This window comes from Luteimonas huabeiensis HB2 (assembly GCF_000559025.1).
In the GTDB taxonomy this organism is placed as follows: Bacteria; Pseudomonadota; Gammaproteobacteria; order Xanthomonadales; family Xanthomonadaceae; genus Luteimonas; species Luteimonas huabeiensis.
In genome coordinates this window covers 339,796-363,822 of sequence record NZ_JAAN01000014.1, presented here as the reverse complement: position 1 = coordinate 363,822, position 24,027 = coordinate 339,796, and the positions used below count along the sequence as shown (strand labels likewise).

Sequence of the window (24,027 nt, the reverse complement as noted above, 5' to 3'; positions counted from 1 at the left end):
GTGAAAAAACTGGCTGCCGCGCGCGTCTTCCGTCGCCGATGCGCACGCCAAAAGACGATCAAGTGTAACGGAACGCTGAATCGGCCGACAATCTCCGACGCCCCGGACGTTTCGACTCAGCGCCCGCCGGCGCTGGCCAGATGGCCGCGGTAGCGTTCGGAGAGCACGTTCACCCGCTCCACGTAGCGCCGGGTCTCGCTGTAGGGCGGCACGCCGCCGTGGCGGTCCACCGCGCCCTCGCCGGCGTTGTAGCCGGCCGCGGCCAGGGTCAGGTCGCCGTTGAAGCGCCGCAGCAGCCAGGCCAGGTATTCCACCCCGCCGCGGATGTTCTGCGCCGGGTCGAACGGATTGGCCACGCCGAAGCGGCGCGCCGTGGCCGGCATCAGCTGCATCAGGCCCTGGGCCCCGGCGCGCGAGAGCGCGTTCGGGTTGAACGCCGATTCCGCGTGCATGATCGCCCGCACGATCGCCTCGTCGACGCCGAATTCCCGCGCCGCGGCCCGGACCTCCTCGGCGTAGGCATCCGTGTTCAGGCGCACCGTGCCGAAGTTCACCCCCGGCCGGGCGGCGCAGGCATGGCAGGTCTCGATGAAGCTGTAGCGGATCGTGCGCAGGGCGGTGGCGCCGGATCCGCCCGCCGGCGGCCGGCTGGTGTAGTGGCGGATCCCGTCCTTGACGTAGGAGTACAGCTGGCCCTGCACCTGCCGGGTGGCCGGCGCGGCCTGCCGAGCGGGGGCCCCGGCCGCTGCGCGCGGCCTGGAGGCCGCGGACGTGCCCGGATTCACGGTGGCCGGCGAACCGTCGACGCGGCCGGCGGCGGGGGCGCGGCCGGCCGCGGCCGTGTAGCGGCTGATCACCCGGCACTGGGCGCCCGGCACGCGCTTGCTGACGTACTGCGGCACGCCGTCGCCGCTGTCGCACCGGTACAGCGTGCCCGCCGCGGCCGGGGCGGACGCGAGCGCGCACAGCACGGCGATGGTCCCCTTGATCCCCATCGGGCGCAGTCTCGCCGCAAAGCCGCCGCTTGCCAAGGGGCGCCGCGGCACCCCAGGACGCGGCCGGCGACGCCTGCGGCCGGCGCTGCGTGCGGGTACACTGCGCGCCGGCCCGACGCGGGCCGCCCGTCGCCCGCCATCCGGCCCGGTTCCGCCTTCGCGCCCCGGACATGCCCACGACCCAGGCCCATGACCGCCCAGACCCGCCCCGCGCCCGCCGTCGGCGACATCCTTCCACTGGCCCGTCCCGCCGCGCCTGCCGGCTCGCCCGCGCGCGGCAAGCTGTTCATCCAGACCCACGGCTGCCAGATGAACGTGTACGACTCCGACCGCATGGCCGACGTGCTGGCGGCCGCCGAAGGCCTGGAGCTGACCGACCGCGCCGAGGAGGCCGACGTCATCCTGGTCAACACCTGCTCGATCCGCGAGAAGGCCCAGGAGAAGGTGTTCAGCCAGCTCGGCCGCTGGAAGGCTCTCAAGCAGGGCGACCGCCCGGTGCTGATCGGGGTGGGCGGCTGCGTGGCCTCGCAGGAAGGCGAGGCGATCGTCAAGCGCGCCCCGTTCGTGGACCTGGTGTTCGGGCCGCAGACCCTGCACCGGCTGCCGGAGCTGATCCGCGCCCGCCGCGAGCAGGGCCGGCCGCAGGTGGACATCAGCTTCCCGGAGATCGAGAAGTTCGACGCCATGCCCGAGCCGCGCGCCGAGGGCCCGACCGCGTTCGTCTCGATCATGGAGGGCTGCAGCAAGTACTGCAGCTTCTGCGTGGTGCCCTACACCCGCGGCGAGGAGGTCAGCCGGCCGTTCGAGGACGTGCTGGTGGAGATCGTGCAGCTCGCCGGCCAGGGCGTGCGCGAGGTCACCCTGCTCGGCCAGAACGTCAACGCCTACCGCGGCCCCATGGGCGGCGGCGATGCCGGCGAGGCGCATGCCGACCTGGGCCTGCTGATCCGCACCGTCGCCGAAATCGAGGGCATCGAGCGCATCCGCTTCACCACCTCGCACCCGCTGGAGTTCTCCGACTCGCTGGTGGAGGCCTACCGCGACGTGCCGCAGCTGGCCGACTTCCTGCACCTGCCGGTGCAATCGGGCAGCGATCGCATCCTGGCGGCGATGAAGCGCGGCTACACCGCGCTGGAGTTCAAGCAGAAGGTGCGCAAGCTGCGCGCGGTGCGCCCGGGCATCTGCCTGTCCTCGGACTTCATCGTCGGCTTCCCCGGCGAGACCGACGCGGATTTCGAGAAGACGATGAAGCTGATCGAGGAGGTCGGCTTCGACCAGAGCTTCTCCTTCATCTATTCCCGTCGCCCCGGCACCCCGGCCGCCGACCTGCCCGACGACATCCCGGCCGCGGTCAAGCACGCGCGGCTGGAGCGGCTGCAGGCCGCGATCAACGCCAACGCGCGCCGCATCGCCGAGGCGATGGTGGGGACCACCCAGCGGGTGCTGGTGGAAGGCGTTTCGCGCAAGAGCGAGCACGAGCTGACCGGGCGCACCGAGAACATGCGCTTCGTGAACTTCCCGGCGCCCAGGTCGCTGATCGGGCGCTTCGTGGACGTGACGATCACCGAGGCGATGAGCAATTCGCTGCGCGGCCGCGTGGCCGCGCCGGCGGCCGCCTGACGCCCCGCCGGCCCGGCCCGGGCCGCCGCGATGCCCCGGGGCGGCCGCTTCAGCGCTTGCGCTTGGGCTGCAGCATGGTCCCGGTGCAGTTGGGCTGGCCGCAGCGGCAGCCCCAGAGCTTCTTCAGCTTCGGCGTGTGCCGCTCCTCGAGGGTGATCCCGTAGTTGTAGGTCAGCTCCTCGCCGCGGGCGATGTCGCGCAGCGCCTCGATGTACACCCGGTCCTTCTCCGGGCGCCCCTTGTCGTCCTCCTCCACCACCGCCTCGCAGTTCGGCGCGCAGCTGTGGTTGATCCAGCGCGCGACGTTGCCGCGCACGTTGGCGTCGATGACGTACTCGTCGTTGAGGGTGAACAGGAACGTATGCCCGTTCTCCTCGACGTCGGCATAGGCCGCGTCCACCTCGTCGTGGGTGCGCAGCGCACCGACGTAGCGGATGATGCGCTCGCCCTTGCGGATCTTGCGCTTGGCGAACACGCCATTGCCGTGGATCGGGGACTTGCGGGCTTCGATCTTCAGGGGTTGCTTCGGCATCGGTCTGAGCGGAATGGAGAACCGGCATTGTGTGGCATGCGGCGAGCCGGCGCCATGCGACGGGCGGCCCCGACGCCCGCGCGGCACGGGCACGGGCGCGAATGAATCCAGGCGCACCGGCGGACTGGCCGCGCCGCGATCGAAAGAGTACAATTTCGGTCCGATTTGACGGATCGTCCCCGCCCCCCCATGCTCCGCGTCACCAGGCTCACCGACTACGCCACCGTCGTCCTGACCGCGCTCGCCGCGCGTCCGGACGCGGTGCTGTGCGCGGCGGACCTGGCCGAGCGCGCGGGCCTGGAAGCGCCGACCGTCAGCAAGGTGCTCAAGCCGCTGGCCCAGGCGGGCCTGGTCGAGGGCTTCCGCGGCGCCAACGGCGGCTACCGCCTGGCGCGCCCGGCCGCCGCGATCAGCCTGATCGAGATCGTCGAGGCGATGGAAGGCCCGCTGGCGATGACCGAGTGCAGCCTGGACGACAGCCAGTGCGGCATCTCCCACCAGTGCGGAGTGCGCGCCAACTGGCGCCGCATCAACGACGTGGTCGCCGACGCGCTGCGCGGCGTGAGCCTGGCGCAGATGCTGCACGACGCTCCTCTCCCCTCCCCCGCTACGCCGGCGCGCCGCATCGATGCGCGCCTGGCCGGCCCCTGACAGTAGGCAGCCCCCCCATGGCCACCGACATCGTCGAACCCATCGCCAACCGAGAGATCCACGAGCAGCTCGGCCGCCGCTACGAGGCCGGCTTCGTGACCGACATCGAGTCCGACTCGCTGCCGCCCGGGCTGGACGAGGACGTCATCCGCGCGCTGTCGGCGAAGAAGGAAGAGCCGGAGTGGATGACCGAGTGGCGCCTGGCCGCCTACCGGCACTGGCTGAAGATGCCGATGCCGCACTGGGCGAAGCTCTCGATCGAGCCGATCGACTTCCAGGCGCTGTCCTACTATTCCGCGCCCAAGGGCCCGAAGTACAAGTCGCTCGACGAGGTGCCGCAGGAGCTGCTGGACACCTACGACAAGCTCGGCGTGCCGCTGCACGAACGCGCGCGGCTGGCCGGCGTGGCGGTGGACGCGGTGTTCGACTCGGTCTCCGTCGGCACCACCTTCCGCAAGGAGCTGGCCGAGAAAGGGGTGATCTTCTGCTCGATGTCCGAGGCCATCCAGGAGCACCCGGAGCTGGTGAAGCGCTACCTCGGCACCGTGGTGCCGGTCGGCGACAACTACTTCGCCGCGCTGAACTCGGCGGTGTTCTCCGACGGCAGCTTCGTGTTCGTGCCTGCGGGCGTGCGCTGCCCGATGGAGCTGTCCACCTACTTCCGCATCAACGCCGGCCATACCGGCCAGTTCGAGCGCACCCTGATCGTGTGCGAGGACAAGGCCTACGTCTCCTACCTGGAAGGCTGCACCGCGCCGATGCGCGACGAGAACCAGCTGCACGCGGCGGTGGTCGAGCTGGTCGCGCTGGAGGACGCGGAGATCAAGTACTCCACCGTGCAGAACTGGTACCCCGGCGACGAGGAAGGCCGCGGCGGCATCTACAACTTCGTGACCAAGCGCGCCGAGTGCCGCGGGGCGCGCAGCAAGGTGACCTGGACCCAGGTCGAGACCGGCTCGGCGATCACCTGGAAGTACCCGTCCTGCGTGCTGCTGGGCGACGACTCGGTGGGCGAGTTCCACTCGGTGGCGCTCACCCACCACCGCCAGCAGGCCGACACCGGCACCAAGATGATCCACATCGGCAAGCGCACCAAGTCGAAGATCGTCAGCAAGGGCATCAGCGCCGGGCGCGGCCAGAACACCTACCGCGGCCTGGTCAAGGTGGACCGCGGCGCCGACGGCGCGCGCAACTACACGCAGTGCGACAGCCTGCTGATCGGCAAGCAGTGCGGGGCCCACACCTTCCCCTACATCGAGGTGAAGAACCCGGCCGCCACCGTCGAGCACGAGGCCACCACCTCCAAGATCAGCGACGACCAGCTGTTCTACTGCCGCAGCCGCGGCATCTCCGAGGAGGACGCGGTCAGCCTGATCGTCGACGGCTTCTGCAAGCAGGTCTTCCGCGAGCTGCCGATGGAGTTCGCCGTCGAGGCCAAGAAGCTGCTGGAAGTGTCGCTGGAAGGCTCGGTCGGCTGAGTCTCCTTCTCGCTTCTCCCGCCCGCGGGAGAAGGCGGCGCACAGCGCCGGATGAGGGCATGCGCTCTCGCCCCAGCCCTCTCCCGCCAGCGGGAGAGGGGGCTCAGGACAACTACGGAAATCCCATGCTCAAGATCATCGACCTCCACGCCAGCGTCGCCGGCAAGGACATCCTCAAGGGCCTTTCGCTCGAGGTGAAGCCCGGCGAAGTCCACGCCATCATGGGCCCGAACGGCGCCGGCAAGTCCACCCTGGGCAACATCCTCGCCGGCCGCGACGGCTACGAGGTCACCGCCGGCTCGGTCGAGTTCGACGGCCGCGCGCTGCTCGAACTGGAGCCCGAGGAACGCGCCGCGGCCGGCGTGTTCCTGGCCTTCCAGTACCCGGTCGAGATCCCGGGCGTGAACAACACCTACTTCCTGCGCAGCGCGCTCAACGCGCAGCGCCGGGCGCGCGGCGAGCCGGAGCTGGATTCCATGCAGTTCCTGAAGCTGGTGCGCGAGAAGCTCTCGGTGCTGCACCTGGACGACCAGTTGCTGCACCGCGGCGTCAACGAAGGGTTTTCCGGCGGCGAGAAGAAGCGCAACGAGATCTTCCAGCTCGCGGTGCTGGAGCCGAAGCTGGCGATCCTCGACGAGACCGATTCCGGCCTGGACATCGACGCGCTCAAGACCGTGGCCGGGGGCGTCAACGCCCTGCGCTCGCCCGAGCGCGCGTTCGTGGTGATCACCCACTACCAGCGCCTGCTCGACTACATCCGTCCCGACGTGGTGCACGTGCTGGCCGACGGCCGCATCGTGCAGACCGGCGGCCCGGAGCTGGCGCTGGAGCTGGAGCAGCACGGCTACGGCTGGATCCGCGAGCGCGTGGTGCCGGAGTCGGCATGATGAGCCCGCTGCTCGAATCGCTGGCGGCCGGCTTCCGCGGCGATGCCGCGCGCCGCGCCGCGCTCGACGAGGCCCTGCGCGACGGCCTGCCCGGCCCGCGCAGCGAAGCCTGGAAGTACACCCCGCTGCGCGCGCTGGAACGGCGCCGCTTCGGCGTGGCCCCGGCCGCGCCGGCGGCGCTCGACGAGGCCCTGCTCGCGCGCATCCCGTCGCCGCGGCTGGTGTTCGTCAACGGCCGCCACGTACCGGCGCTGTCGCGGCTGGACGACCTGCCCGACGGCGTCTCGCTGCGGCCGCTCTCCGAAGCGCTGGCCGGCGGCGGCGAGGCGCTGCGGTTCCTGACGCGGCGCTTCGAGCGCAGCGACGAGGTGTTCGCCCGCCTCAACGCCGCCCTGGCCGAGGAAGGCGTGCTGCTGCAGGCCGAGGCCGGCGTCCAGGCCGAGGCGCCGCTGCACCTGGTGTTCGTCGGCGCCCCCGCCGGCGAGGATCTCGCCTGGCACCTGCGCCACCGCATCGAGCTGCGTCGCGGCGCCAGCCTGCGCCTGGTCGAGCACCGCCTGCGCGCCGGCGCGGACGCGCGCCATCTCGACAACAGCCTGGCCCACGTCCACCTCGCCGAGGGCGCCCGCCTGGTCCATGCGCGCGTGCAGGACGACGACGCCGGCATGACCGCGCTGCTGCGCACCGACGCGGTGCTGGCCGCGGACGCCGAATACCGCCGCGTCGATGCGGAGCTGGGCGCGGCGCTTTCCCGGCACGAACTGAACGTGCGCCTGGAAGGCGACCGCGCACGCCTGGTCGCCAATGGCGTGCTGCTGGGCAGCGGGCGCCGCCACCTCGACACCCGCCTCGGCATCGACCACGTCGCCCGCGACACCGCGGCCGAGCTGCTGTGGCGCGGCGCCGCCGCCGACCGCAGCCGCGTGGTCTTCCACGGCGGCATCCTGATCCGCGAGGGCGCCGACGGCACCGACGCCCGGCTGTCGAACAAGAACCTGCTGCTGTCGGCCGAGGCGGAGATCGACACCCAGCCTGTGCTGGTCATCCACGCCGACGAGGTGCAGGCCGCGCACGGCGCCACCGTCGGCCGCCTCGACCCCGACGCGCTGTTCTACCTGCGCGCGCGCGGCCTGCCGGAAGCGCAGGCGCGCGCCCTGCTGACCGGCGCGTTCGCGCGCGAGCCGCTGGCCGCGGCCGGCGCCGGCCCGCTGCACGAGGCGCTCGACGCCGCCCTGGCGCGCGCGCTCGAAGGGGTGGTGGCGCGATGAGCGCACCGCATCCCGCCGCCGCGCCCGCCGCGGACGCGCCCGCCGCCGTCGACTGGGCGCGGCTGCGCGCGGACTTCCCGCTGCTGCATCGCACGGTGCACGGCCGCCCGCTGATCTATTTCGACAACGCCAACACCGCGCAGAAGCCGGCCGCGGTCATCGAGGCGGTGGACGGCTACTACCGCCGCTTCAACGCCAACGTCAGCCGCGCCGTGCACCAGCTCGGCACCGAGGCCACCGAGGCCTACGAGGGCGCGCGCAGGCGGCTGGCGCGCCTGCTCAACGTGCGCGCCGACGAACTGGTGCTGTGCAGCGGCACCACCTTCGCGATCAACCTGGTGGCCTACTCGTGGGCGCTGCCGCGGCTGGGGCCCGGCGACACGATCCTGGTCTCGCGCATGGAGCACCACGCCAACATCGTGCCCTGGCAACTGGTGGCCGAGCGCACCGGCGCCGCGATCCGGGTCGCCGAGATCCGCGAGGACGGCACGCTCGACCGCGAGGCGCTGGCGCGCGCGATGACGCCCGACGTCAAGCTGTTCGCGGTGGCGCACGTCTCCAACCTGCTCGGCACGGTCAACCCGGTGCGCGAGCTGTGCCGCGAGGCGCGCCGGCGCGGCATCGTCACCGTGGTCGACGGCTCCCAGGCGGTGCCGCACCGGCCCGTGGACGTCGCCGCCATCGGCTGCGACTTCTACGCCTTCACCGGCCACAAGATGCTCGGGCCCACCGGCACCGGCGCGCTGTGGGCGCGCCGCGAGCACCTGGAGGCGATGCCGCCGTTCATCGGCGGCGGCGAGATGATCAAGGAGGTCAGCTTCGAGGGCACGGTCTACAACGACCCGCCGCACCGCTTCGAGGCCGGCACGCCGAACATCGCCGGCTTCGTCGGCCTGACCGCGGCGGCCGATTACCTGGACGCGATCGGTCTGGCGCGGATCGAGGCCCGCGAGTCCGAGCTGCTGGCCCACCTGACCGAAGCGCTGGACGCCGAGGCCGGCGTGCGCATCCTCGGCCGCGCGCCCGACAAGGCGGCGGTGGTCTCGTTCCTGGTCGAGGGCGCCCACGCCCACGACCTGGCGACCCTGCTCGACCTGGAAGGCGTGGCGATCCGCTCCGGCCAGCACTGCGCGCACCCGCTGCTGCAGTTCTACGGGGTCGCCGCCACCTGCCGCGCCTCGCTGGCCTTCTACAACACCCACGAGGAGATCGACGCCTTCGTCGCCGCCCTGCGCAAGGTGCGCCGGCTGCTGGGCTGACGCGATCCGGCCGCGGCAGCGCGCTCGCGCGACCGGCGCGGCGGACGGGATGCATCCGCGCACCGCACCCGGCAACGACGGCCGGCGCCGCACCGCCGGGTTTCGAGCGAGCCCGCGCGCGCGGCTGCGTCCGCCGCGACGGCTTGCGCCGCGGCCGCGAACGCGCGAGAACAGCGCATCCCCCAGCCCTTCCCGCCCGATGACGCCAGCCCCGCTCCGCTTCCGCGCCGCCGTTCCCGCCGATGTGCCGGCGCTCGTCGCCCTGGTGACCTCGGCCTATCGCGGCGACGCCAGCCGCGCGGGCTGGACCACCGAGGCCGACCTGCTCGACGGCGAGCGCATCGCCCCCGACGTGCTGCTGGCCGACATCCGCCGCCCGCGCAGCCGGGTGGTGCTGGGCGAGGACGGCACCGGCCCGGTCGCCTGCGCGCACGTCGCCGAGGACGACGGCGCCGGCTATTTCGGCATGTTCGCAGTCGCCCCGCGCCGCCAGGGCGGCGGCATCGGGCACGCCGTGCTCGCCGAGTGCGAGCGCATCGCCCGCGAGGAATGGCGCCTGCCGCTGATGCGCATGACCGTGATCGACCTGCGCGAGGAGCTGATCGCCTGGTACCAGCGCCGCGGCTACCGCCGCACCGGCCGTCACCGCCCGTTCCCCTACGGCGACCCGCGCTACGGCATCCCGCGCCGCGACGACCTGCGCTTCGAGGTGCTGGAGAAGCCGCTGTCCTGACCCGCGCCGGTACAATCGCGCGATGGGCCAGGACTGGATCTTCGTGTGCGCGACCGCCGAGCTGCTGCCGGGCGAGAGCCGGGTGGCCTGGGACGGCGACACCCCGATCCTGGTGGTCAACCTCGACGGCGACTACTACGCGCTCGAGGACCGCTGTACCCACGAGGACTTCGAACTGTCCGCCGGCGCGCTCGATCCGGCCGAGGGCAGCATCGAATGCGTGCTGCACGGCGCCCGCTTCGACGTGCGCGACGGCCGTGCGCTGTGCGCGCCGGCCTACGCACCGGTGGCGAAGTTTCCGGTCGAGGTGCGCGACGGCGGCGTCTGGACCCGCGACGACCGCCAGGGGCCTGGGGGCTAGGCGCATCGAGGCGGACCGGCCGCCGCGCGCCGGTTTCCGCGCGCCCGCTGTCGCCGCCTCCCCGCGCGCTCCCCGGCCGCGGCGGTAGCGGCCGCCCTTGCCGCCGGGCACGGCTCGCGCGAGCGGGATCGGTCCCCTCGGCGCCGATGCGCCGGCGTCGTCCGCAGACGCCGGCGCCCGGGAATGGCATAGTGCGCAAGGCCGGATCGCGGGCGCCCCAGGAGGAGGACGCGGCCGCAGGCATCCGGCAGGGAGGCGAAGGGGCATGGAACGCGTACTCGTGGAGGTCGCGGCGAAGGACAGGATGTGGGAAGTGCGCTTCCGCGGGGAGCTGGTCGCCCGCGAAGCCGACCCGGTGCGCGCGTTCGATCGCGCCGATTCCCTGGCCCGCCTGCACCACCGCATCCACCGCGTACCGACCGGTGTGCGCATGCTCGACGAACGCGGCATGCCTTTCATCCATTCCGACTGGGACTGACGCCGCCCGATCCGGCGACGGCGCCGCATGCGGCCGACGCCGGGCGCCGCCGGTCGCGTTTCGCCCCGACCCGGCGGCGCCTGGCGGTCCCTGCATCGCCCAGGCGCGCCGCATGAGCGCCCGGGCGCGACAGCCGCGCGGGCCTGCGCCTGTCCCGCAGACCGGCAGCCTGAACGGATTGAATCAATAACAATTCTCATTATAATTGCGATCTCGATGCGCGTCGGTATCCGACCGCACCCGATCCACCCCGGGGCCCCCGCTTCACCCGAGCCACGTCGCGCGACGACGACGCGGTGCCCCGTGCCCGTACTTCTGCCGGAGTCCAGTGATGACGAAACGCCCGCCGCATCGTGCCTACCCGCACCGCTCCATCCTCGCCGCCTCGCTCGCGCTGGCCGCCGTCGCGCCGGCCTTCGCGCAGACCCGCACCGCATCGCAGGCCACCGACCTCGATGCCGTGGTGGTGACCGCGGCCGGCTTCGAGCAGAAGCTCACCGACGCGCCGGCCAGCATCACCCTGGTGACCCGCGACGAGCTGGCCCGGCGGCCCTACGCCAACCTCATCGACGCCCTGCGCGACATCGAGGGCATCGACGTGGGCATGGAGAGCACGGACAAGAACGGCGAGGCCACGATCAGCATGCGCGGCCTCGGCTCCGAGTACACGCTGGTGCTGATCGACGGCCGCCGGCAAAGCAACGTGGGCGACCTGTACCCCAACAACTTCGGCGGCGGCCAGTTCTCGTTCGTGCCGCCGCTGGAGGCGATCGAGCGCATCGAGGTGGTGCGCGGCCCGATGTCCACCCTGTACGGCTCCGATGCGATGGGCGGCGTGGTCAACATCATCACCCGCAAGGTCGGCGACCGCTGGCACGGCGCGGTCACCCAGGCCTTCACCTTCCAGCAGGACGACGACTTCGGCGACGACCGCAAGACCGACCTCTACGTGGGCGGCCCGCTGGTGGCCGACCGCCTCGGCCTGGCCGTGCGCGGCAGCTGGTACGACCGCGACGAGTCGATGCCCGAATGGGACCCGCTGCCCCTGCCCGACGGCACGATGTGGGAGCGCACGCTCGGCTTCGGCGGCGGCGGCAAGCGGGTCGGCGCGACCAACTGGAACGCCGGCGTGCGGTTGTCCTTCACGCCCAACGACGACCACGACCTCATCCTCGATTACGACATCGCGCGGCTGAAGTACGACAACTCCCAGGGCCAGACCGGCACCCTCGACAGCATCGAGAGCCTGTGGCGCAGCGGCAACGCGACCGTTCCCGCCCCCGGCGGTAACGGCACGGTACGCCGCCGCGTAGTGCAGCCGCGCGTCGGCTACACCGCCTACCAGCGCTACGAGCGCGACCAGCTCGCGCTGACCCACATCGGCCGCTGGGACTTCGGCACCAGCACCACCAGCCTGATGCACCACAAGACCAGCAACCTCGGTCGCTCGCTGCCGCTGACGGTGGACGAGCGCGACCAGCTGCAGACGCTGTGGAACGACGTCTGCGCACGCCGCGGCCTGCCCGCCTACTGCGACAACGGCACCGGCCTGGCCGGGATCGAGTCCAGCGGCCTCACCGCCGACGAACTGGCCCGGCTCCAGGCCTTCCTGCCGCGCCAGCTGCGCACCCTGGAACTCGAGGGCGTCATCCTCGACTCCATGCTGGAGATGCAGTTCGGCGAGCACCTGGTCACCGTCGGCGGCCAGTACAACGACACCGACATGGAGGACGGCGTGTTCGGCATGGACGGCGCCGGGTTCCGCCCGGGCACCAAGCAGACCCACAAGCAGTGGGCGGTGTTCGCCGAGGACAACTGGGGCTTCACCGACACCCTGACCGCCACCCTCGGCGTGCGCTACGACCACCACAACATCTTCGGCAGCCACGTCAGCCCGCGCGCCTACCTGGTCTGGGACGCCTCCGACGCCTGGACGCTGAAGGGCGGCGTGAGCACCGGCTACAAGGCGCCCAAGCCGAACTACCTGTTCCCGGGGATCACCGGCTTCGGCGGCCAGGGCGTCTCGCCGATGGTCGGCACGCCCGACCTGCAGCCCGAGACCAGCACCAACTTCGAGATCGCCGCCTATTACGAGGACGACGCATGGGGCTTCAACGCCACCGCGTTCTACAACCGCTTCAAGGACAAGATCGCCACCGGCGACAACTTCCCCAACTGCGAGGTCGCCCCCGCCGGCGGCGGCTACTGCGTCGACATCGGCCCGGGCTGGGCGGCGCTGGGCTACACCACCTTCAGCCAGCGCATCAACATCGACCGCGCCGAGACCCGCGGCGTCGAACTGGCGGCCCATGCCGACCTCGCGGCCGGCTTCTCCCTGCGCGGCAACTACACCTGGACCCAGTCCGAGCAGAAGAGCGGCGCCCAGGAAGGCCGGCCGATCACCGGCAACCCGGCCGAGCACATCGCCAATGCGACCCTGCAGTGGGCCGCGACCCCCTCGATCGACCTGTCGCTGATCGCCGAGGCCCGCTACGACCGCTACCGCGACTACGACGCCGCCACCGACCGCGAGCTCTACTACGGCGACTACACCGTGTTCCACCTCGGCGCCTCCTGGCGGATCAACGACGCCTTCGGCCTCAACGCGCGGGTGAACAACCTGTTCGACAAGGACTTCATCTCCCAGACCTGCACGCTGGCGGATACGCAGGACAGCTACCTCTGCGTGGACGAGTACCTCATCAAGGACCAGCGCCGCAGCTTCTGGATATCGGCGAACTACCGCTTCTGAGCGGACGGCGCGGGGCGGCACGGCCGCACCCGCGCCCCGGTCGGCCCGGGCGGGAATCGCCCGGCGCCCGGCGCCCCGGCACGGCGACGGCGCTCAGGCGCGGTCGCGCACCGAGATCGCCAGCAGCTCGCCCTGGCCTTCCAGCAGGACGCGCCGGCGCACCGGCGAGGCCAGCAGCGCCGTGTCCCCGGCCTCCAGCGGCGGCAGCCCGGCATCCGCGGCGAAGACCGCGCGGCCGGCCAGCAGGTGCAGCGCCCAGGTTTCGCCCGCACCGGGAAAGCACACCATCGCGCCGACCAGCGGACGGTGCCGGGCCTCGACCTCGACCGCCTCCGGGCGCCACATCAGGTTGAACGCCGCCACCCGGCCGTCGGGCTCGGCCACCGGCGGGCGGCCGCCGTCGAAGCGCACGCTGCCGCAGGGCGGTACGAGCCGTGCATGCGCACCGTCGGGCCAGGCCAGCGTCAGGCCCTCGCCGTGCAACAGCCATTGCTGGCGCATGACCCCGGGGTACGGCGAATAGGGAGCGGCACGTTCGATCTCGGCGATCGACAGCCGCCAGACCCAGTCCTGCGAAGCGGGCCAGGCGCCGATCTCGCGCGTCCAGCCCGCGCCGTTGCGCCAGCGCACGCGGGCGTACTCATGGGCGGTAACGACGCGGCTGGCGACCATGCGGCCAGTCTAGCGGAGCCGCTTCGCGCAGCGGATGCAACGCGGCCCCCGGGAAAAGTCGCCGCCCGCCCGCGCGTCCTGCACGGGCGGGCGGCGGATGACCTCCCTGTCGGCGGCGTCCTGCCGATCGATGCCGGTGCGTCCCTGCCCCGGCCGGCGCGCGCTTCCGTGCGCGGCGCCGGAGGCCGGGTTCAGCGCTGCAGGGTCGCCGGCCCGGCGGCGGCGCCGGCGGGGCGCGCGACGGGCGTCCGCGTCGGCGCCGAGCCGAGCTCGATGCGGTCGCGGTTGAGCTCGACGGTGCGCAAGCCGACGCCCTTGACCATGGCCAGCTGCTCGATGCTGCGGAACGCGCCGTGCTCGCGCCGGTGGGCGATGATGGCCTCCGCCTTGGCCGGCCCGATGTTGACCAGGACCCGGTCGAGGGTGGCGGCGTCGGCGGTGTTGATGTTGACCTTCTCGTTGGCCCAGGCCGCTCCGGCGAGCAGCATCGACAGCAGCGAGGCGACGGCGAACTTGTTGAGGATCTTCATCTGGGTCTCTCCATGAGATGGGGTGGACTTCCTGCCCGGCGGGGATGCCGGTGTGGTCAGTATCCCGGCCGGACCGGGCGGGACCTATCGCCCGATTTCCCGCGCGCCGGCAGGCATTGCCGCGTCCGCGCGTAGGATTTTTCCGAACTCGCGCACCGCCGCTCATCGCGCGTGCGCAGCGCGCCGCGGCCGGGCGCGCGGGCGCCGGCCTGGGGCTGGCCGGCGCGAAGGCCTAGAATGGCCGCCTTTCCCAGCGCCAGGAGTCGCCATGGACGCCCAGCAGGCCGACCGCTACGTCGCCGCCAAGTGGGACGACGAGATCGTCCCCCAGCTCGTCGAGTACATCCGCATCCCCAACAAGTCGCCGATGTTCGACGCCGACTGGGCCGCGCACGGCTACATGGAGGATGCGGTGCAGCTGATGGTGCGCTGGGCCGAGCGGCAGCCGATCCCGGGCATGCGGGTGGAGGTGGTGCGGCTGGAGGGGCGCACGCCGCTGATCTTCATCGAGATCCCGGCCGCGCACGGCGGCCGCGACGACGATTGCGTGCTGCTCTACGGCCACCTGGACAAGCAGCCGGAGATGACCGGCTGGGACGACGATCTCGGCCCCTGGACCCCGGTGCTGCGCGATGACCGCCTGTACGGGCGCGGCGGCGCCGACGACGGCTACGCCATCTTCGGCTCGCTGGCCGCGATCCTGGCCCTGCACGAGCAGAAGCTGCCGCACGCGCGCTGCGTGGTGCTGATCGAGGCCTGCGAGGAATCGGGCAGCTACGACCTGCCGGCCTACGTCGATCATCTCGCCGACCGGATCGGCCAGCCCTCGCTGGTGGTCTGCCTGGATTCTGGCTGCGGCAACTACGACCAGCTATGGTGCACCACCTCGCTGCGCGGGCTGGCCGGCGGCAACCTCGACGTGCAGGTGCTGGAGGAAGGCGTGCACTCCGGCGATGCCTCCGGCGTGGTGCCGTCGAGCTTCCGCATCCTGCGCAGCCTGCTGTCGCGCATCGAGGACGAGGACAGCGGCCGCATCCTGCTCGACGGCCTGCACGCGCCGATCCCCGAGGAGCGCGTCGCCCAGGCCAGGCGCGCGGCCGAGGTGCTGGGCTCGGCGGTGTTCGACAAGTTCCCGCTGCTGCCGGGCATGCGGCCGATGAACGACGACCTCGCCGAACTGGTGCTCAACCGCACCTGGCGACCGGCGCTGTCGGTGACCGGCGTGGGCGGCATCCCGCCGCTGGATTCGGCCGGCAACGTGCTGCGCCCGCACAGCGCGGTCAAGCTGTCGCTGCGCCTGCCGCCGACCGTGGACGGCAAGCGCGCCGGCGAGCTGCTGCACGAGGCGCTCACCCGCGATCCGCCCTACGGGGCCAAGGTTTCGCTGGCGCTGGAGAAGGCAGCCACCGGCTGGAACGCGCCGGCGATGTCGCCGTGGCTGGAGCGCGCCATCGACGAAGCCAGCCGCGCCTTCTACGGCCGGCCGGCGATGTACATGGGCGAGGGCGGCTCGATCCCCTTCATGGGCATGCTCGGCGAGAAGTTCCCGGGCGCGCAGTTCATGATCACCGGCGTGCTCGGCCCACACTCCAACGCGCACGGCCCGAACGAGTTCCTGCACATCCCGATGGGCAAGCGGGTGACCGCGAGCGTGGCGCGGGTGATCGCCGAGCACCACCTGGCCAGCGAGCGCGGCGAGACCACCGGCTCGGCGGTCGCGCCCGACAGCGGACAGCGCCACGGCGACCACGGCTGCTGCTGAGGCCCGCCCGCGGTCGCACGCCCCGCGCGGGCGCGCGACCGACGCGCCGTCGATGCTTGCGCGCGGCGCCGGCGCGGCTATCCTGCCGTTCTTCCCCGACGACACCCCGGATCGCAGCGCATGGCACCGTTCGGCAGCAGCAACTGGCTCTATATCGCCCTGGTCGGGCTGGTGGTCGGCGTGCTGGCGCGCTTCCTCACGCCGGGGCGCCGGCGCCTGGGCGTGATCCTGACCGCCCTGCTCGGCATCGGCGGCGCCCTGCTCGGCACCTGGGCCGGGCAGCAGTTCGGCTGGTACGCGCCCGGCCAGGCGGCGGGCTTCCTCGGCGCGCTGCTCGGCGCGATCGCGATCCTGGGCGTGCTGCAGCTGCTGCGGCCGGGCCGGTAGGCGCAGCGCGCGGCCGGCGCGGGCCGCGCCGGAACGGCGTCGGGGCGATCGCTCAGCAACGCCCGTAGACGTCGTCGTAGCGGACGATGTCGTCCTCGCCCAGGTAGCTGCCGGACTGCACCTCGATCAGCTCCAGCGTCTCGGTGCCCGGGTTCTCCAGCCGGTGTTTCGCGCCCAACGGGATGTAGGTGGACTGGTTGGGGTGCAGCTCGAAGACGTCGTGGTCGCGGGTCACCCGCGCGATGCCGCGCACCACGATCCAGTGCTCGGCGCGATGCCGGTGCGACTGCAGCGACAGCCGCCCGCCGGGCTTGACCTTGATCCGCTTGACCTGGAAACCGTCGTCGGCGTCGATGGAGTCGTAGCTGCCCCAGGGCCGGTGCACCTCGCGATGCAGCACCGCGTGGCTGCGCCGGTCGGCCTTGAGCCGCGCCACCACCTCGCGCACCTGCTGCACCCGGTCCTTGCGCGCCACCAGCACCGCATCGTCGGTCTCCACCACCACCAGGTCGTCCACCCCGACCAGCGCCACCAGCCGCCGCGCGTAGGCGTAGCTGTTGCGGGAATCGATCGCGACGACGTCGCCGTGGTGGGCATTGCCGTCGGCGTCGTGTTCGCTCACCGACCACAGCGCCGACCAGGAGCCGACGTCGCTCCAGCCGATGTCCACCGGCAGTACCCGCGCCTGCGCGGTGCGCTCCATCACCGCGTAGTCGATCGAGTCCGAGGGCGAGGCGGCAAAGGCCTCGCGCGCGAGCCGGATGAAGTCGCCGTCGCGGGTCGCGCCCTCGAACGCGCGCCGAACGGCCTCCAGGATGTCGGGCCGGAAGCGGCCGAGTTCCTCCAGGTAGCGCGAGGCGCGGAACAGGAACATGCCGCTGTTCCAGTAGTAGTCGCCGCTGTCGAGGTAGCCGCGCGCGGTAGCCTCGTCGGGCTTCTCGACGAAGCGCCGCACCGCGCGCACGCCCTCGCCGGGCTCGGCCTGGATGTAGCCGAAGCCGGTCTCGGGCGCGTCGGCGCGGATGCCGAAGGTGACCAGCGCGCCGGCTTCGGCGGCCGGCTGCGCCTGGCGCACCGCTGCGCGGAAGGCCTCGGCATCGCGCACCACGTGGTCGGAGGGCAGCACCAGCAGCACCGGGTCCTCGCCGTGCGCCGTGGCCTGCAGCGCGGCCGCGGCGATCGCCGGGGCGGTGTTGCGGCCCACCGGCTCCAGCACGATGGCCGGGGCCGGCGCGCCTGCCTGGCGCAGTTGCTCGGCGACGAGGAAGCGGTGCTCCTCGTTGGCGACCACGATCGGCGGCCGCGCCGACAGCGCCGCCACCCGCGTCCAGGTGTCCTGCACCAGCGTGGCCTCGCCGACCAGCGGCAGGAACTGCTTGGGATACGCTTCGCGCGAGAGCGGCCACAACCGCGTGCCCGAACCGCCTGACAGCAACACCACCTGCAACATGCGCAAATCTCGCTCGGCCGTTCGCTCGGGCCGGGCCGGCAGTTTACCCTTGGCGCGGCCCGCCCCCTCGGAACCGCCCATGTCCATTCCGCTCCGCGCGCCATGAAGGCGTTGATCTTCGCCGCCGGCCTCGGCGAACGCATGCGGCCGCTGACCGACTCGGTCCCCAAGCCGCTGCTGCCCGCCGGCGGGCAGCCGCTGATCGCCTGGCACCTGCAGCGGCTGGCGGCCGCGGGGGTGGAGGAGGTGCTGATCAACACCTCCTGGCTGGCCCCGCAGTTCCCGGCGGCGCTGGGCGACGGCACGCGCTGGGGCCTGCGGATCCGCTACCTGCACGAGGGCGACACCCCGCTGGAGACCGGCGGCGGCATGTGGAACGCGCTGCCGCAGCTGGGCAACGCGCCCTTCCTGGCGGTCAACGGCGACATCTGGACCGATTTCGACTTCGCCGCCCTGCCCGCCGAGCCGCCCGGCGACGCCCATCTGGTGCTGGTCGACAACCCGCAGCACCACCCCGACGGCGACTTCGCGCTGGACGCCGACGGCGACGTACGCGCCCACGGCGAGCCGAAGCTCACCTTCGCCGGCATCGGCGTCTACCGCGCCTCGCTGTTCGACGACTGGCCGCGCATCGTCGGCGACGCGCCCGGCGCGCGGGCTGAACCGCCGCGCTTCCGCCTGGCCCCGCTGCTGCGCGCGGCGATGCGCGAAGGCCAGGTCACCGGCACCCACCACCGCGGCCGCTGGACCGACGTGGGCACGCCGGAGCGGCTGCGGCGCCTGGAGCGGGAGCTCGGGGCGATCAGGGGTCAGGGGCCGGGGGCCAGAGGCCAGGGAAAAGCAGGAACGACGGTGACCCGAAGTTCCCGCACCAGCGATCGTTCCTGAGCCTTTCCCTGGTCTCTGCCCCCTGGTCCCTGGTCCCTGGGGTGTATCGACATTCGGCCCGCAGCGCCGGGCGGTCCCTGCCCCCGCAAGCGGGTACATATCGTCCCTTCTCCCGCAAGCGGGAGAAGGTGGCGCGCAGCGCCGGATGAGAGCGGCTCTCGCACGCCTGCGGCGTGCCCCCATCCGCCTGCTCCCCGCTTGCGGGGGAAGAAAATCAGGATGCTCCCCGCTTGCGGGGGAAGGGAAAACAAGATGCGCCCCGCTTGCGGGGGCAGGCCAAAGGCAGCGTGCCTCCAAGAGAGGGCCTTTCGCGCGCTGAATGTCGATACAGCCTAGCCCCTGGCCCCTGGCCCCTGGTCCCCGATCCCCGGCCCCCGATCCCTGCCCCCCAGCACCTGCCGCAGGAAGGGCACGGTGAGCCGGCGCTGGGCGGCGAGCGAGGCGCGATCGAGGCGATCGAGCAGCCCGGTCAGGCCGGCGATGTCGCGATCCACCCGGCGCAGCAGCCAGTCGATGGCGGCGTCCTCCAGCGCCAGGCCGCGGCGCTGCGCGCGTACGCGCAGCAGCTCGCGGCGGCCGGCGTCGTCCAGCGGCGCCAGCGCGAGCTGGGCGCAGGCGGCCAGCCGCGAGCGCAGGTCGGGCAGGCCGACACCCAGTACCGCGACCGGCTCGCGCGCGGTGTAGAGCACGTCGCGCCCGGCGTCGCGGGCACGGTTGTGGAAGTGGAACAGCGCCACCTCGTCCTCGCGATCGCCCGCGATCGCCTCCAGCCCGTCGAGCGCGATGAGATCCAGCTCGTGCAGCGCGGCGAGCGCGTCGGCGAGACGGCCGGCGGCGCTGGCCAAGGGCAGGAAGGCGCTGCGGCGCCCCTGCGCCTCGGCATGCGCGCAGGCGGCCAGCGCGAGGTGGGTCTTGCCCGCGCCGGCCGGCCCCTGCAGCAGCAGCCAGCCGGCGCCCGCGCCCGCGGCCAGCGCGCGCACCTGTTCGAGCGTGCCCGGCGGCGCGCCGACGAAGGTCTCGAAGCGCTGGTCGGGCGGGTAGCGCAGCGCCAGCGGCAGCTGCGCCGCAGCGCCGGAGAGTGCGGGATCGGTCACGGCGTCGCGCGGGCTCAGGCGTCGCCCTGGCCCTTCGCGGGCGCATCGGGCACGACGGGGGATGCGCGCTCGCTCACCACCAGGCTGCTCGGCTCGCCGGCGTAGAGCCGGCTGGCCTGGTAGCGCTCGTGCAGGAAGCGCAGCAGCACGTTGGCCACCGCCGCCACCGGCAGCGCGATCAGCATGCCGACGAAGCCGAACAGCTGGCCGCCGGCCATGACCGCGAAGATCACCGCCACCGGGTGCAGGCCGATACGGTCGCCGACCAGGCGCGGGGTGAGCACGTAGCTCTCCAGCAGCTGGCCGGCGGTGAACACCACGCTGCCCAGGATCAGCAACTGCCAGTTGAAGCCCTGCTCCTGCACCAGCGCGGCCAGCAGCATCAGGATCGCGCCCACCGTCGCGCCCAGGTAGGGCACGAAGCTGATCAGGCCGGCCACCAGGCCCACCAGCACGCCCAGCCGCAGGCCGACCAGCTGCAGGCCCACGGCGTAGAACGCGCCCTGCCCGAGCATCACCAGGAACTGCCCGCGCAGGAAGCCGCCCAGCGACTCGTCGGATTCCTTCGCCAGCCGGGTCACCGTGGCCAGGTGCTTGCGCGGGATCAGCTGCGCCACGCGCTCCACCAGCACGTCCCAGTCGCGCAGGAAGTAGAAGGTCAGGATCGGCAGCAGCACCAGGTTGATCACGAACGCGATCACCGCGAACCCGGAGCGCGAGACGTAGGAGAAGAACGTCGCCGCCGCGCCGCCGGCCTGCTGCCAGTGCCCACGCACCAGCTCGATCAGGCGCTGCGGATCCAGCCATTCCGACACCTCGATCCCGAAGCGACCCTCCACCCACGGGATCGCGGTCTGCATGATCCAGTCGCGGTAGGCCGGCAGGCTGTCGATCAGGGTGCGGACCTGGCGCTCGATCATCGGCACCAGCAGCAGCACCACCAGGACCACCAGCAGCACCATGAAGAGGAACACCAGCGAGACCGCGACCGGCCGCGAGCGGCCGGTGCGCTCCAGGCGATCGACCAGCGGATCGCCGAGCCAGCCCAGCAGCGCGGCCAGCACGAACGGGGTGAGGATCGGGCCCAGGGCGCCGATGATCCACAGCACCGCGAAGAACAGCAGCCCCCACTGCAGCCGCTTCAGGAAGGTCGCGATCGCCTCGTCCGCCGTCTCGTTCATGGGGGTGCCTACCTGACCATCCGGAACACGGGCGTGCCGGTATCGACGAGGCCCTCGACCTCGACCAGCACGTCGTCGTCGAGCAGCCGGCGGAAGCCCGGCAGGCCGGTCACCAGCTCCAGCTCGTACTCCAGCGCGTCGGCGGTGGCGCGCACCGGCGCGATCCGCCGCACCACCGCCATGCCCTGCAGCGTCGAGGACAGGCGGATGAAATCATCGCTGCTGCCGATGCCGGCGAACACCACCCGGTAGTCGCCGGGCGCGCCGACCGGCGCGACGCGCGCATAGCGCTTGACCAGCGCATCGGCGGCGCCATCGGCGCCCGCGCTCATCGCCTGGCGCGCATCGGCCTCCTCGCTGGTCCATTGCGACAGCACGCGACCGTTGTCGACGAAGGTCCAGTCCGCGCGCCAGCCCGAGCCCGCGCGCTGCAGCTTGCCGATGAGCTGCATCGGCGGCTGGTACTGGGCCGACAGGCGGGCGATCGCGGCGGCGTCGCCGCGCCAGATCGCGCCCACGGCGGCCTGCTCGGCGGCGCTGCCGCGCGGCAGGCCGAGCCGGTAGCCGCGCTGCAGTGCGCGCTGCAGCACCGGCCGCGCGACGTTGTTGTGGTTGAGGCCGACCAGGCGCGGCCCCGAGCCATCGTCGATCGCCAGCCACAGCACCGGCTTGGGCCGCGGCTCCGGCCACACCGGCAGGCCCAGCGCCGCGGCGATGCCGTCCACCGCCTCGCGGTGGAAGCGCACCACCAGCGTGGTCTGGAAGGTCGGCGCGCCCGAGCCCGAGACGCCCTCGTCCTGGCGATAGTCGTAACCGGCGACGTATTGCGCGGCGCGGCGCAGTTCCTGGCTCACCCCGGGGCGGCTGGCCGCGGCGCGATCGCCCGAGACCTTGCCCAGCACCTGCGCCAGCGCGCGCCCGAACGCCGCGTTGCGCTCGCTCTCGCCCTGGCTGCCCACCGTCACCTCGGCCTCGTAGAGGCCCTGCGCCTGCGCGGTCTCGCCTTCCATGCGCTGCGCGTAGACCAGCCCGGGCAGCAGCGTACCCGCCAGCAACAGCCCCGTGGCCCAGCGCGCCCATCGACCAGCCAACGCCATGTTCGTCCCTTGCGCGATGCGGAAAACGCCGGAATGGTGCCACAAGGCGACGTGAGGCGGCGAACACGGGCCGGGGGCCAGGGGCCAGGGGCCGGAGGCCAGGGGTCAGGGAAAAGCAAAAGCGAGGCCTCCCGCCTTTCCCTGGCCCCTGGCCCCCGGCCCCTGGCCCCTGGCCCTGATAGAATCGCGGCCCGCCCGCCATCGGCCGCTCCCGTGACCCGCCCCACACCGCTCACCTACCGCGATGCCGGCGTCGACATCGACGCGGGCAATGCCCTCGTCGAACGCATCAAGCCGCTGGTGCGGCGGACGTTCCGGCCCGAAGTGATGGGCGGGCTCGGCGGTTTCGGCGCGCTGTTCGACCTGTCCGGCCGCTACCGCGAGCCGGTGCTGGTCTCGGGCACCGACGGCGTGGGCACCAAGCTGAAGCTGGCCCAGCAGCTCGGGCGCCACGACACCATCGGCATCGACCTGGTCGGCATGTGCGTCAACGACGTGCTGGTGCAGGGCGCCGAGCCGCTGTTCTTCCTCGACTACTTCGCCACCGGCAAGCTCGACGTGGACACCGCCGCGGCCGTGGTCGGCGGCATCGCCCGCGGCTGCGAACTGGCCGGCTGCGCGCTGATCGGCGGCGAGACCGCCGAGATGCCCGACATGTACCCGCCCGGCGAGTACGACCTGGCCGGGTTCACCGTGGGCGCGGTGGAGAAGTCGCGCCTGCTCGACGGCTCGGCCGTGCGCAGGGGCGACGTGCTGCTGGGCATCGCGTCCTCCGGCCCGCACTCCAACGGCTACTCGCTGATCCGGCGCATCTACGACCGCGCCGGACGCCCCGCCGACCTCGACCTGGACGGCACCCGCCTGATCGACGCGCTGATGGCGCCGACCGCGCTGTACGTGAAACCGGTGCTGGCGCTGCTCGACGAGGCGGCCGGCGCCGAGATCCACGCCATGGCCCACATCACCGGCGGCGGCCTGACCGAGAACATCGTGCGGGTGATCCCCGCGGGCCTGGGGCTGGCGATCGACGCCGGCGCCTGGACCCCGCCGCCGGTCTTCGACTGGCTGCAACGCGAGGGCGCGGTGGCGCGCGAGGAGATGTGGCGCACCTTCAACTGCGGCATCGGCTTCGTGCTGGTGCTGCCCGAGGCCTCGGTGGCGGCGGCCGAACGCGGCCTGGACGCCGCCGGCCTGGGCCACTGGCGGATCGGCGAAGTGATCGACTGCGCCGGCGACGAGCGCGTGCGCATCGGCTGAGGCCGCGCTTGTCCGCCCCGCCTCCGGCCGCCGGCCGCCGCTGCCGCATCGCCGTGCTCGCCTCCGGGCGCGGCAGCAACCTGCAGGCGCTGCTGGACGCGATCGCCACCGGTACGCTGGCGGCCGAGATCGCCGGCGTGCTGTCCGACCGCCCCGATGCGCAGGCGCTGGCCCGCGCCCGCGCCGCGGGCGTCCCGGCCCGCGCGCTGTCGCCCGCCGATCACGCCTCGCGCGCGGCCTTCGACGCGGCGCTGTTCGAGGCGGTGGACGCGCTCGCCCCGGACCTGATCGTGTGCGCCGGCTACATGCGCCTGATCGACGCCGCGGCGGTCGCCCCGCGCAGCGCGCGCACCATCAACATCCACCCCTCGCTGCTGCCCGCCTTCAAGGGCTTGCGCACCCACCGCCAGGCGCTGGCGGCCGGCGTCGCGACCCATGGCGCCAGCGTCCACTTCGTCACCCCCGACCTCGACGGCGGGCCGGTGATCGCCCAGGCCGCGGTGCCGGTGCTGCCCGGCGACGACGAGGCCGCGCTGGCCGCACGGGTGCTCGCGCGCGAGCACCCGCTGCTGGTGGAGACGGTACGGCGGCTCGCCGCCGGGCGCATCCGCCTGACCGCCGGCGGCATCGAATCCGACGGCCGCCCGCTGCCGGCGCCGCTTCAGCTGGGAGCCAACAACCGCTTCGCATGATGG

Annotated in this window: 23 protein-coding genes; 15 read left to right on the top strand and 8 right to left on the bottom strand. The window is 72.7% G+C overall.

Features of this window, described 5'->3' with window-relative positions; all coding sequences use genetic code 11:
• Positions 1-116 precede the first annotated feature (116 nt).
• Complete coding sequence (locus tag Z164_RS0105680) at positions 117-995, bottom strand: lytic transglycosylase domain-containing protein (protein WP_052338359.1); 879 nt, start codon at positions 993-995, stop codon at positions 117-119.
• 189 nt (positions 996-1,184) lie between these two features.
• Here Z164_RS0105680 and miaB point away from each other — a divergent pair, with 189 nt between their 5' ends.
• A complete protein-coding gene (miaB, locus tag Z164_RS0105675; RefSeq protein WP_024889765.1) occupies positions 1,185-2,615 on the top strand; it encodes a tRNA (N6-isopentenyl adenosine(37)-C2)-methylthiotransferase MiaB in 1,431 nt (476 codons plus the stop codon).
• Between the two features lie 49 nt (positions 2,616-2,664).
• Here miaB and Z164_RS0105670 read toward each other — a convergent pair whose 3' ends face one another.
• Positions 2,665-3,147, bottom strand: coding sequence for an SET domain-containing protein (locus tag Z164_RS0105670; RefSeq protein ID WP_024889764.1), 483 nt, complete (start codon positions 3,145-3,147; stop codon positions 2,665-2,667).
• Between the two features lie 189 nt (positions 3,148-3,336).
• Here Z164_RS0105670 and Z164_RS0105665 point away from each other — a divergent pair, with 189 nt between their 5' ends.
• The 9 genes from Z164_RS0105665 (at position 3,337) to Z164_RS0105625 (ending at position 13,014) form a co-directional block, all read left to right on the top strand.
• Positions 3,337-3,798, top strand: a complete 462-nt coding sequence (locus tag Z164_RS0105665) for an SUF system Fe-S cluster assembly regulator (RefSeq protein ID WP_024889763.1) — start codon at positions 3,337-3,339, stop codon at positions 3,796-3,798.
• A 17-nt stretch (positions 3,799-3,815) separates the two neighbouring features.
• Complete coding sequence (gene sufB, locus Z164_RS0105660; protein ID WP_024889762.1) at positions 3,816-5,276, top strand: Fe-S cluster assembly protein SufB; 1,461 nt, start codon at positions 3,816-3,818, stop codon at positions 5,274-5,276.
• A gap of 125 nt (positions 5,277-5,401) precedes the next feature.
• On the top strand, positions 5,402-6,163 hold the full coding sequence (gene sufC, locus Z164_RS0105655) for a Fe-S cluster assembly ATPase SufC (protein ID WP_024889761.1): 762 nt from the start codon (positions 5,402-5,404) through the stop codon (positions 6,161-6,163).
• Complete coding sequence (sufD, locus tag Z164_RS0105650) at positions 6,163-7,431, top strand: Fe-S cluster assembly protein SufD (protein ID WP_024889760.1); 1,269 nt, start codon at positions 6,163-6,165, stop codon at positions 7,429-7,431. Before sufC ends, sufD begins: the two co-directional genes overlap by 1 nt.
• Positions 7,428-8,690 carry a cysteine desulfurase gene (locus tag Z164_RS0105645; RefSeq protein WP_024889759.1) on the top strand — a complete coding sequence of 421 codons (1,263 nt, stop codon included), beginning with the start codon at positions 7,428-7,430 and terminating at the stop codon, positions 8,688-8,690. Before sufD ends, Z164_RS0105645 begins: the two co-directional genes overlap by 4 nt.
• A gap of 199 nt (positions 8,691-8,889) precedes the next feature.
• Entirely contained in the window at positions 8,890-9,423 is a 534-nt protein-coding gene (locus tag Z164_RS0105640; protein ID WP_024889758.1) for a GNAT family N-acetyltransferase, read from the top strand.
• A gap of 22 nt (positions 9,424-9,445) precedes the next feature.
• The gene (locus tag Z164_RS0105635) at positions 9,446-9,784 is read left to right on the top strand and encodes a non-heme iron oxygenase ferredoxin subunit (protein ID WP_024889757.1); all 339 of its coding nucleotides are present in this window, start codon (positions 9,446-9,448) and stop codon (positions 9,782-9,784) included.
• A 265-nt stretch (positions 9,785-10,049) separates the two neighbouring features.
• A complete protein-coding gene (locus tag Z164_RS0105630; RefSeq protein ID WP_024889756.1) occupies positions 10,050-10,262 on the top strand; it encodes a hypothetical protein in 213 nt (70 codons plus the stop codon).
• Between the two features lie 331 nt (positions 10,263-10,593).
• On the top strand, positions 10,594-13,014 hold the full coding sequence (locus Z164_RS0105625) for a TonB-dependent receptor domain-containing protein (RefSeq protein WP_024889755.1): 2,421 nt from the start codon (positions 10,594-10,596) through the stop codon (positions 13,012-13,014).
• Positions 13,015-13,107: 93 nt separating this feature from the next.
• Here Z164_RS0105625 and Z164_RS0105620 read toward each other — a convergent pair whose 3' ends face one another.
• Both Z164_RS0105620 and Z164_RS0105615 read right to left on the bottom strand, forming a co-directional pair.
• Positions 13,108-13,686 carry a HutD/Ves family protein gene (locus tag Z164_RS0105620; RefSeq protein ID WP_024889754.1) on the bottom strand — a complete coding sequence of 193 codons (579 nt, stop codon included), beginning with the start codon at positions 13,684-13,686 and terminating at the stop codon, positions 13,108-13,110.
• A gap of 191 nt (positions 13,687-13,877) precedes the next feature.
• Complete coding sequence (locus Z164_RS0105615) at positions 13,878-14,216, bottom strand: ComEA family DNA-binding protein (protein WP_024889753.1); 339 nt, start codon at positions 14,214-14,216, stop codon at positions 13,878-13,880.
• A gap of 268 nt (positions 14,217-14,484) precedes the next feature.
• On the opposite strand from Z164_RS0105615, the gene Z164_RS0105610 reads away from it, so the two are divergent.
• Positions 14,485-15,978 (top strand): M20 family metallopeptidase, encoded by a 1,494-nt coding sequence (locus Z164_RS0105610; protein ID WP_024889752.1) that lies wholly within the window; start codon positions 14,485-14,487, stop codon positions 15,976-15,978.
• 120 nt (positions 15,979-16,098) lie between these two features.
• Entirely contained in the window at positions 16,099-16,365 is a 267-nt protein-coding gene (locus Z164_RS0105605) for a GlsB/YeaQ/YmgE family stress response membrane protein (protein ID WP_024889751.1), read from the top strand.
• A gap of 52 nt (positions 16,366-16,417) precedes the next feature.
• Here Z164_RS0105605 and Z164_RS0105600 read toward each other — a convergent pair whose 3' ends face one another.
• Positions 16,418-17,815 carry a mannose-1-phosphate guanylyltransferase/mannose-6-phosphate isomerase gene (locus Z164_RS0105600; protein ID WP_043689330.1) on the bottom strand — a complete coding sequence of 466 codons (1,398 nt, stop codon included), beginning with the start codon at positions 17,813-17,815 and terminating at the stop codon, positions 16,418-16,420.
• A gap of 102 nt (positions 17,816-17,917) precedes the next feature.
• Between Z164_RS0105600 and murU the strand changes: the two genes are divergently transcribed.
• A complete protein-coding gene (gene murU / locus Z164_RS0105595) occupies positions 17,918-18,703 on the top strand; it encodes an N-acetylmuramate alpha-1-phosphate uridylyltransferase MurU (RefSeq protein ID WP_024889749.1) in 786 nt (261 codons plus the stop codon).
• A 332-nt stretch (positions 18,704-19,035) separates the two neighbouring features.
• Here murU and hda read toward each other — a convergent pair whose 3' ends face one another.
• The 3 genes from hda to Z164_RS0105580 are packed head-to-tail and all read right to left on the bottom strand — an operon-like array spanning position 19,036 to position 21,988.
• On the bottom strand, positions 19,036-19,797 hold the full coding sequence (hda, locus tag Z164_RS0105590) for a DnaA regulatory inactivator Hda (RefSeq protein WP_043689329.1): 762 nt from the start codon (positions 19,795-19,797) through the stop codon (positions 19,036-19,038).
• A gap of 14 nt (positions 19,798-19,811) precedes the next feature.
• Positions 19,812-20,978 (bottom strand): AI-2E family transporter, encoded by a 1,167-nt coding sequence (locus Z164_RS0105585; protein WP_024889747.1) that lies wholly within the window; start codon positions 20,976-20,978, stop codon positions 19,812-19,814.
• A gap of 8 nt (positions 20,979-20,986) precedes the next feature.
• Positions 20,987-21,988: a DUF2066 domain-containing protein gene (locus Z164_RS0105580; RefSeq protein ID WP_236621756.1), complete on the bottom strand. Its 1,002-nt coding sequence runs from the start codon at positions 21,986-21,988 to the stop codon at positions 20,987-20,989.
• Between the two features lie 300 nt (positions 21,989-22,288).
• Here Z164_RS0105580 and purM point away from each other — a divergent pair, with 300 nt between their 5' ends.
• Positions 22,289-23,332: a phosphoribosylformylglycinamidine cyclo-ligase gene (gene purM, locus Z164_RS0105575; protein ID WP_152540860.1), complete on the top strand. Its 1,044-nt coding sequence runs from the start codon at positions 22,289-22,291 to the stop codon at positions 23,330-23,332.
• Between the two features lie 8 nt (positions 23,333-23,340).
• Positions 23,341-24,024, top strand: a complete 684-nt coding sequence (gene purN, locus Z164_RS0105570; protein WP_024889744.1) for a phosphoribosylglycinamide formyltransferase — start codon at positions 23,341-23,343, stop codon at positions 24,022-24,024.
• The last annotated feature ends 3 nt before the right edge of the window (positions 24,025-24,027 follow it).

What these genes read in the sequence shown, in the direction of transcription:
- Z164_RS0105585 (WP_024889747.1), bottom strand. Translation starts at nt 20,978, where the DNA reads ATGAACGAGACGGCGGACGAGGCGATCGCGACCTTCCTGAAGCGGCTG.
- Z164_RS0105600 (WP_043689330.1), bottom strand. Translation starts at nt 17,815, where the DNA reads ATGTTGCAGGTGGTGTTGCTGTCAGGCGGTTCGGGCACGCGGTTGTGG.
- Z164_RS0105670 (WP_024889764.1), bottom strand. Translation starts at nt 3,147, where the DNA reads ATGCCGAAGCAACCCCTGAAGATCGAAGCCCGCAAGTCCCCGATCCAC.
- Z164_RS0105615 (WP_024889753.1), bottom strand. Translation starts at nt 14,216, where the DNA reads ATGAAGATCCTCAACAAGTTCGCCGTCGCCTCGCTGCTGTCGATGCTG.
- Z164_RS0105635 (WP_024889757.1), top strand. Translation starts at nt 9,446, where the DNA reads ATGGGCCAGGACTGGATCTTCGTGTGCGCGACCGCCGAGCTGCTGCCG.
- sufC (WP_024889761.1), top strand. Translation starts at nt 5,402, where the DNA reads ATGCTCAAGATCATCGACCTCCACGCCAGCGTCGCCGGCAAGGACATC.
- murU (WP_024889749.1), top strand. Translation starts at nt 17,918, where the DNA reads ATGAAGGCGTTGATCTTCGCCGCCGGCCTCGGCGAACGCATGCGGCCG.
- Z164_RS0105605 (WP_024889751.1), top strand. Translation starts at nt 16,099, where the DNA reads ATGGCACCGTTCGGCAGCAGCAACTGGCTCTATATCGCCCTGGTCGGG.
- Z164_RS0105630 (WP_024889756.1), top strand. Translation starts at nt 10,050, where the DNA reads ATGGAACGCGTACTCGTGGAGGTCGCGGCGAAGGACAGGATGTGGGAA.
- Z164_RS0105665 (WP_024889763.1), top strand. Translation starts at nt 3,337, where the DNA reads ATGCTCCGCGTCACCAGGCTCACCGACTACGCCACCGTCGTCCTGACC.
- Z164_RS0105640 (WP_024889758.1), top strand. Translation starts at nt 8,890, where the DNA reads ATGACGCCAGCCCCGCTCCGCTTCCGCGCCGCCGTTCCCGCCGATGTG.
- sufB (WP_024889762.1), top strand. Translation starts at nt 3,816, where the DNA reads ATGGCCACCGACATCGTCGAACCCATCGCCAACCGAGAGATCCACGAG.
- Z164_RS0105610 (WP_024889752.1), top strand. Translation starts at nt 14,485, where the DNA reads ATGGACGCCCAGCAGGCCGACCGCTACGTCGCCGCCAAGTGGGACGAC.
- Z164_RS0105620 (WP_024889754.1), bottom strand. Translation starts at nt 13,686, where the DNA reads ATGGTCGCCAGCCGCGTCGTTACCGCCCATGAGTACGCCCGCGTGCGC.
- Z164_RS0105580 (WP_236621756.1), bottom strand. Translation starts at nt 21,988, where the DNA reads ATGGAAGGCGAGACCGCGCAGGCGCAGGGCCTCTACGAGGCCGAGGTG.
- sufD (WP_024889760.1), top strand. Translation starts at nt 6,163, where the DNA reads ATGAGCCCGCTGCTCGAATCGCTGGCGGCCGGCTTCCGCGGCGATGCC.
- Z164_RS0105625 (WP_024889755.1), top strand. Translation starts at nt 10,594, where the DNA reads ATGACGAAACGCCCGCCGCATCGTGCCTACCCGCACCGCTCCATCCTC.
- Z164_RS0105645 (WP_024889759.1), top strand. Translation starts at nt 7,428, where the DNA reads ATGAGCGCACCGCATCCCGCCGCCGCGCCCGCCGCGGACGCGCCCGCC.
- Z164_RS0105680 (WP_052338359.1), bottom strand. Translation starts at nt 995, where the DNA reads ATGGGGATCAAGGGGACCATCGCCGTGCTGTGCGCGCTCGCGTCCGCC.
- miaB (WP_024889765.1), top strand. Translation starts at nt 1,185, where the DNA reads ATGACCGCCCAGACCCGCCCCGCGCCCGCCGTCGGCGACATCCTTCCA.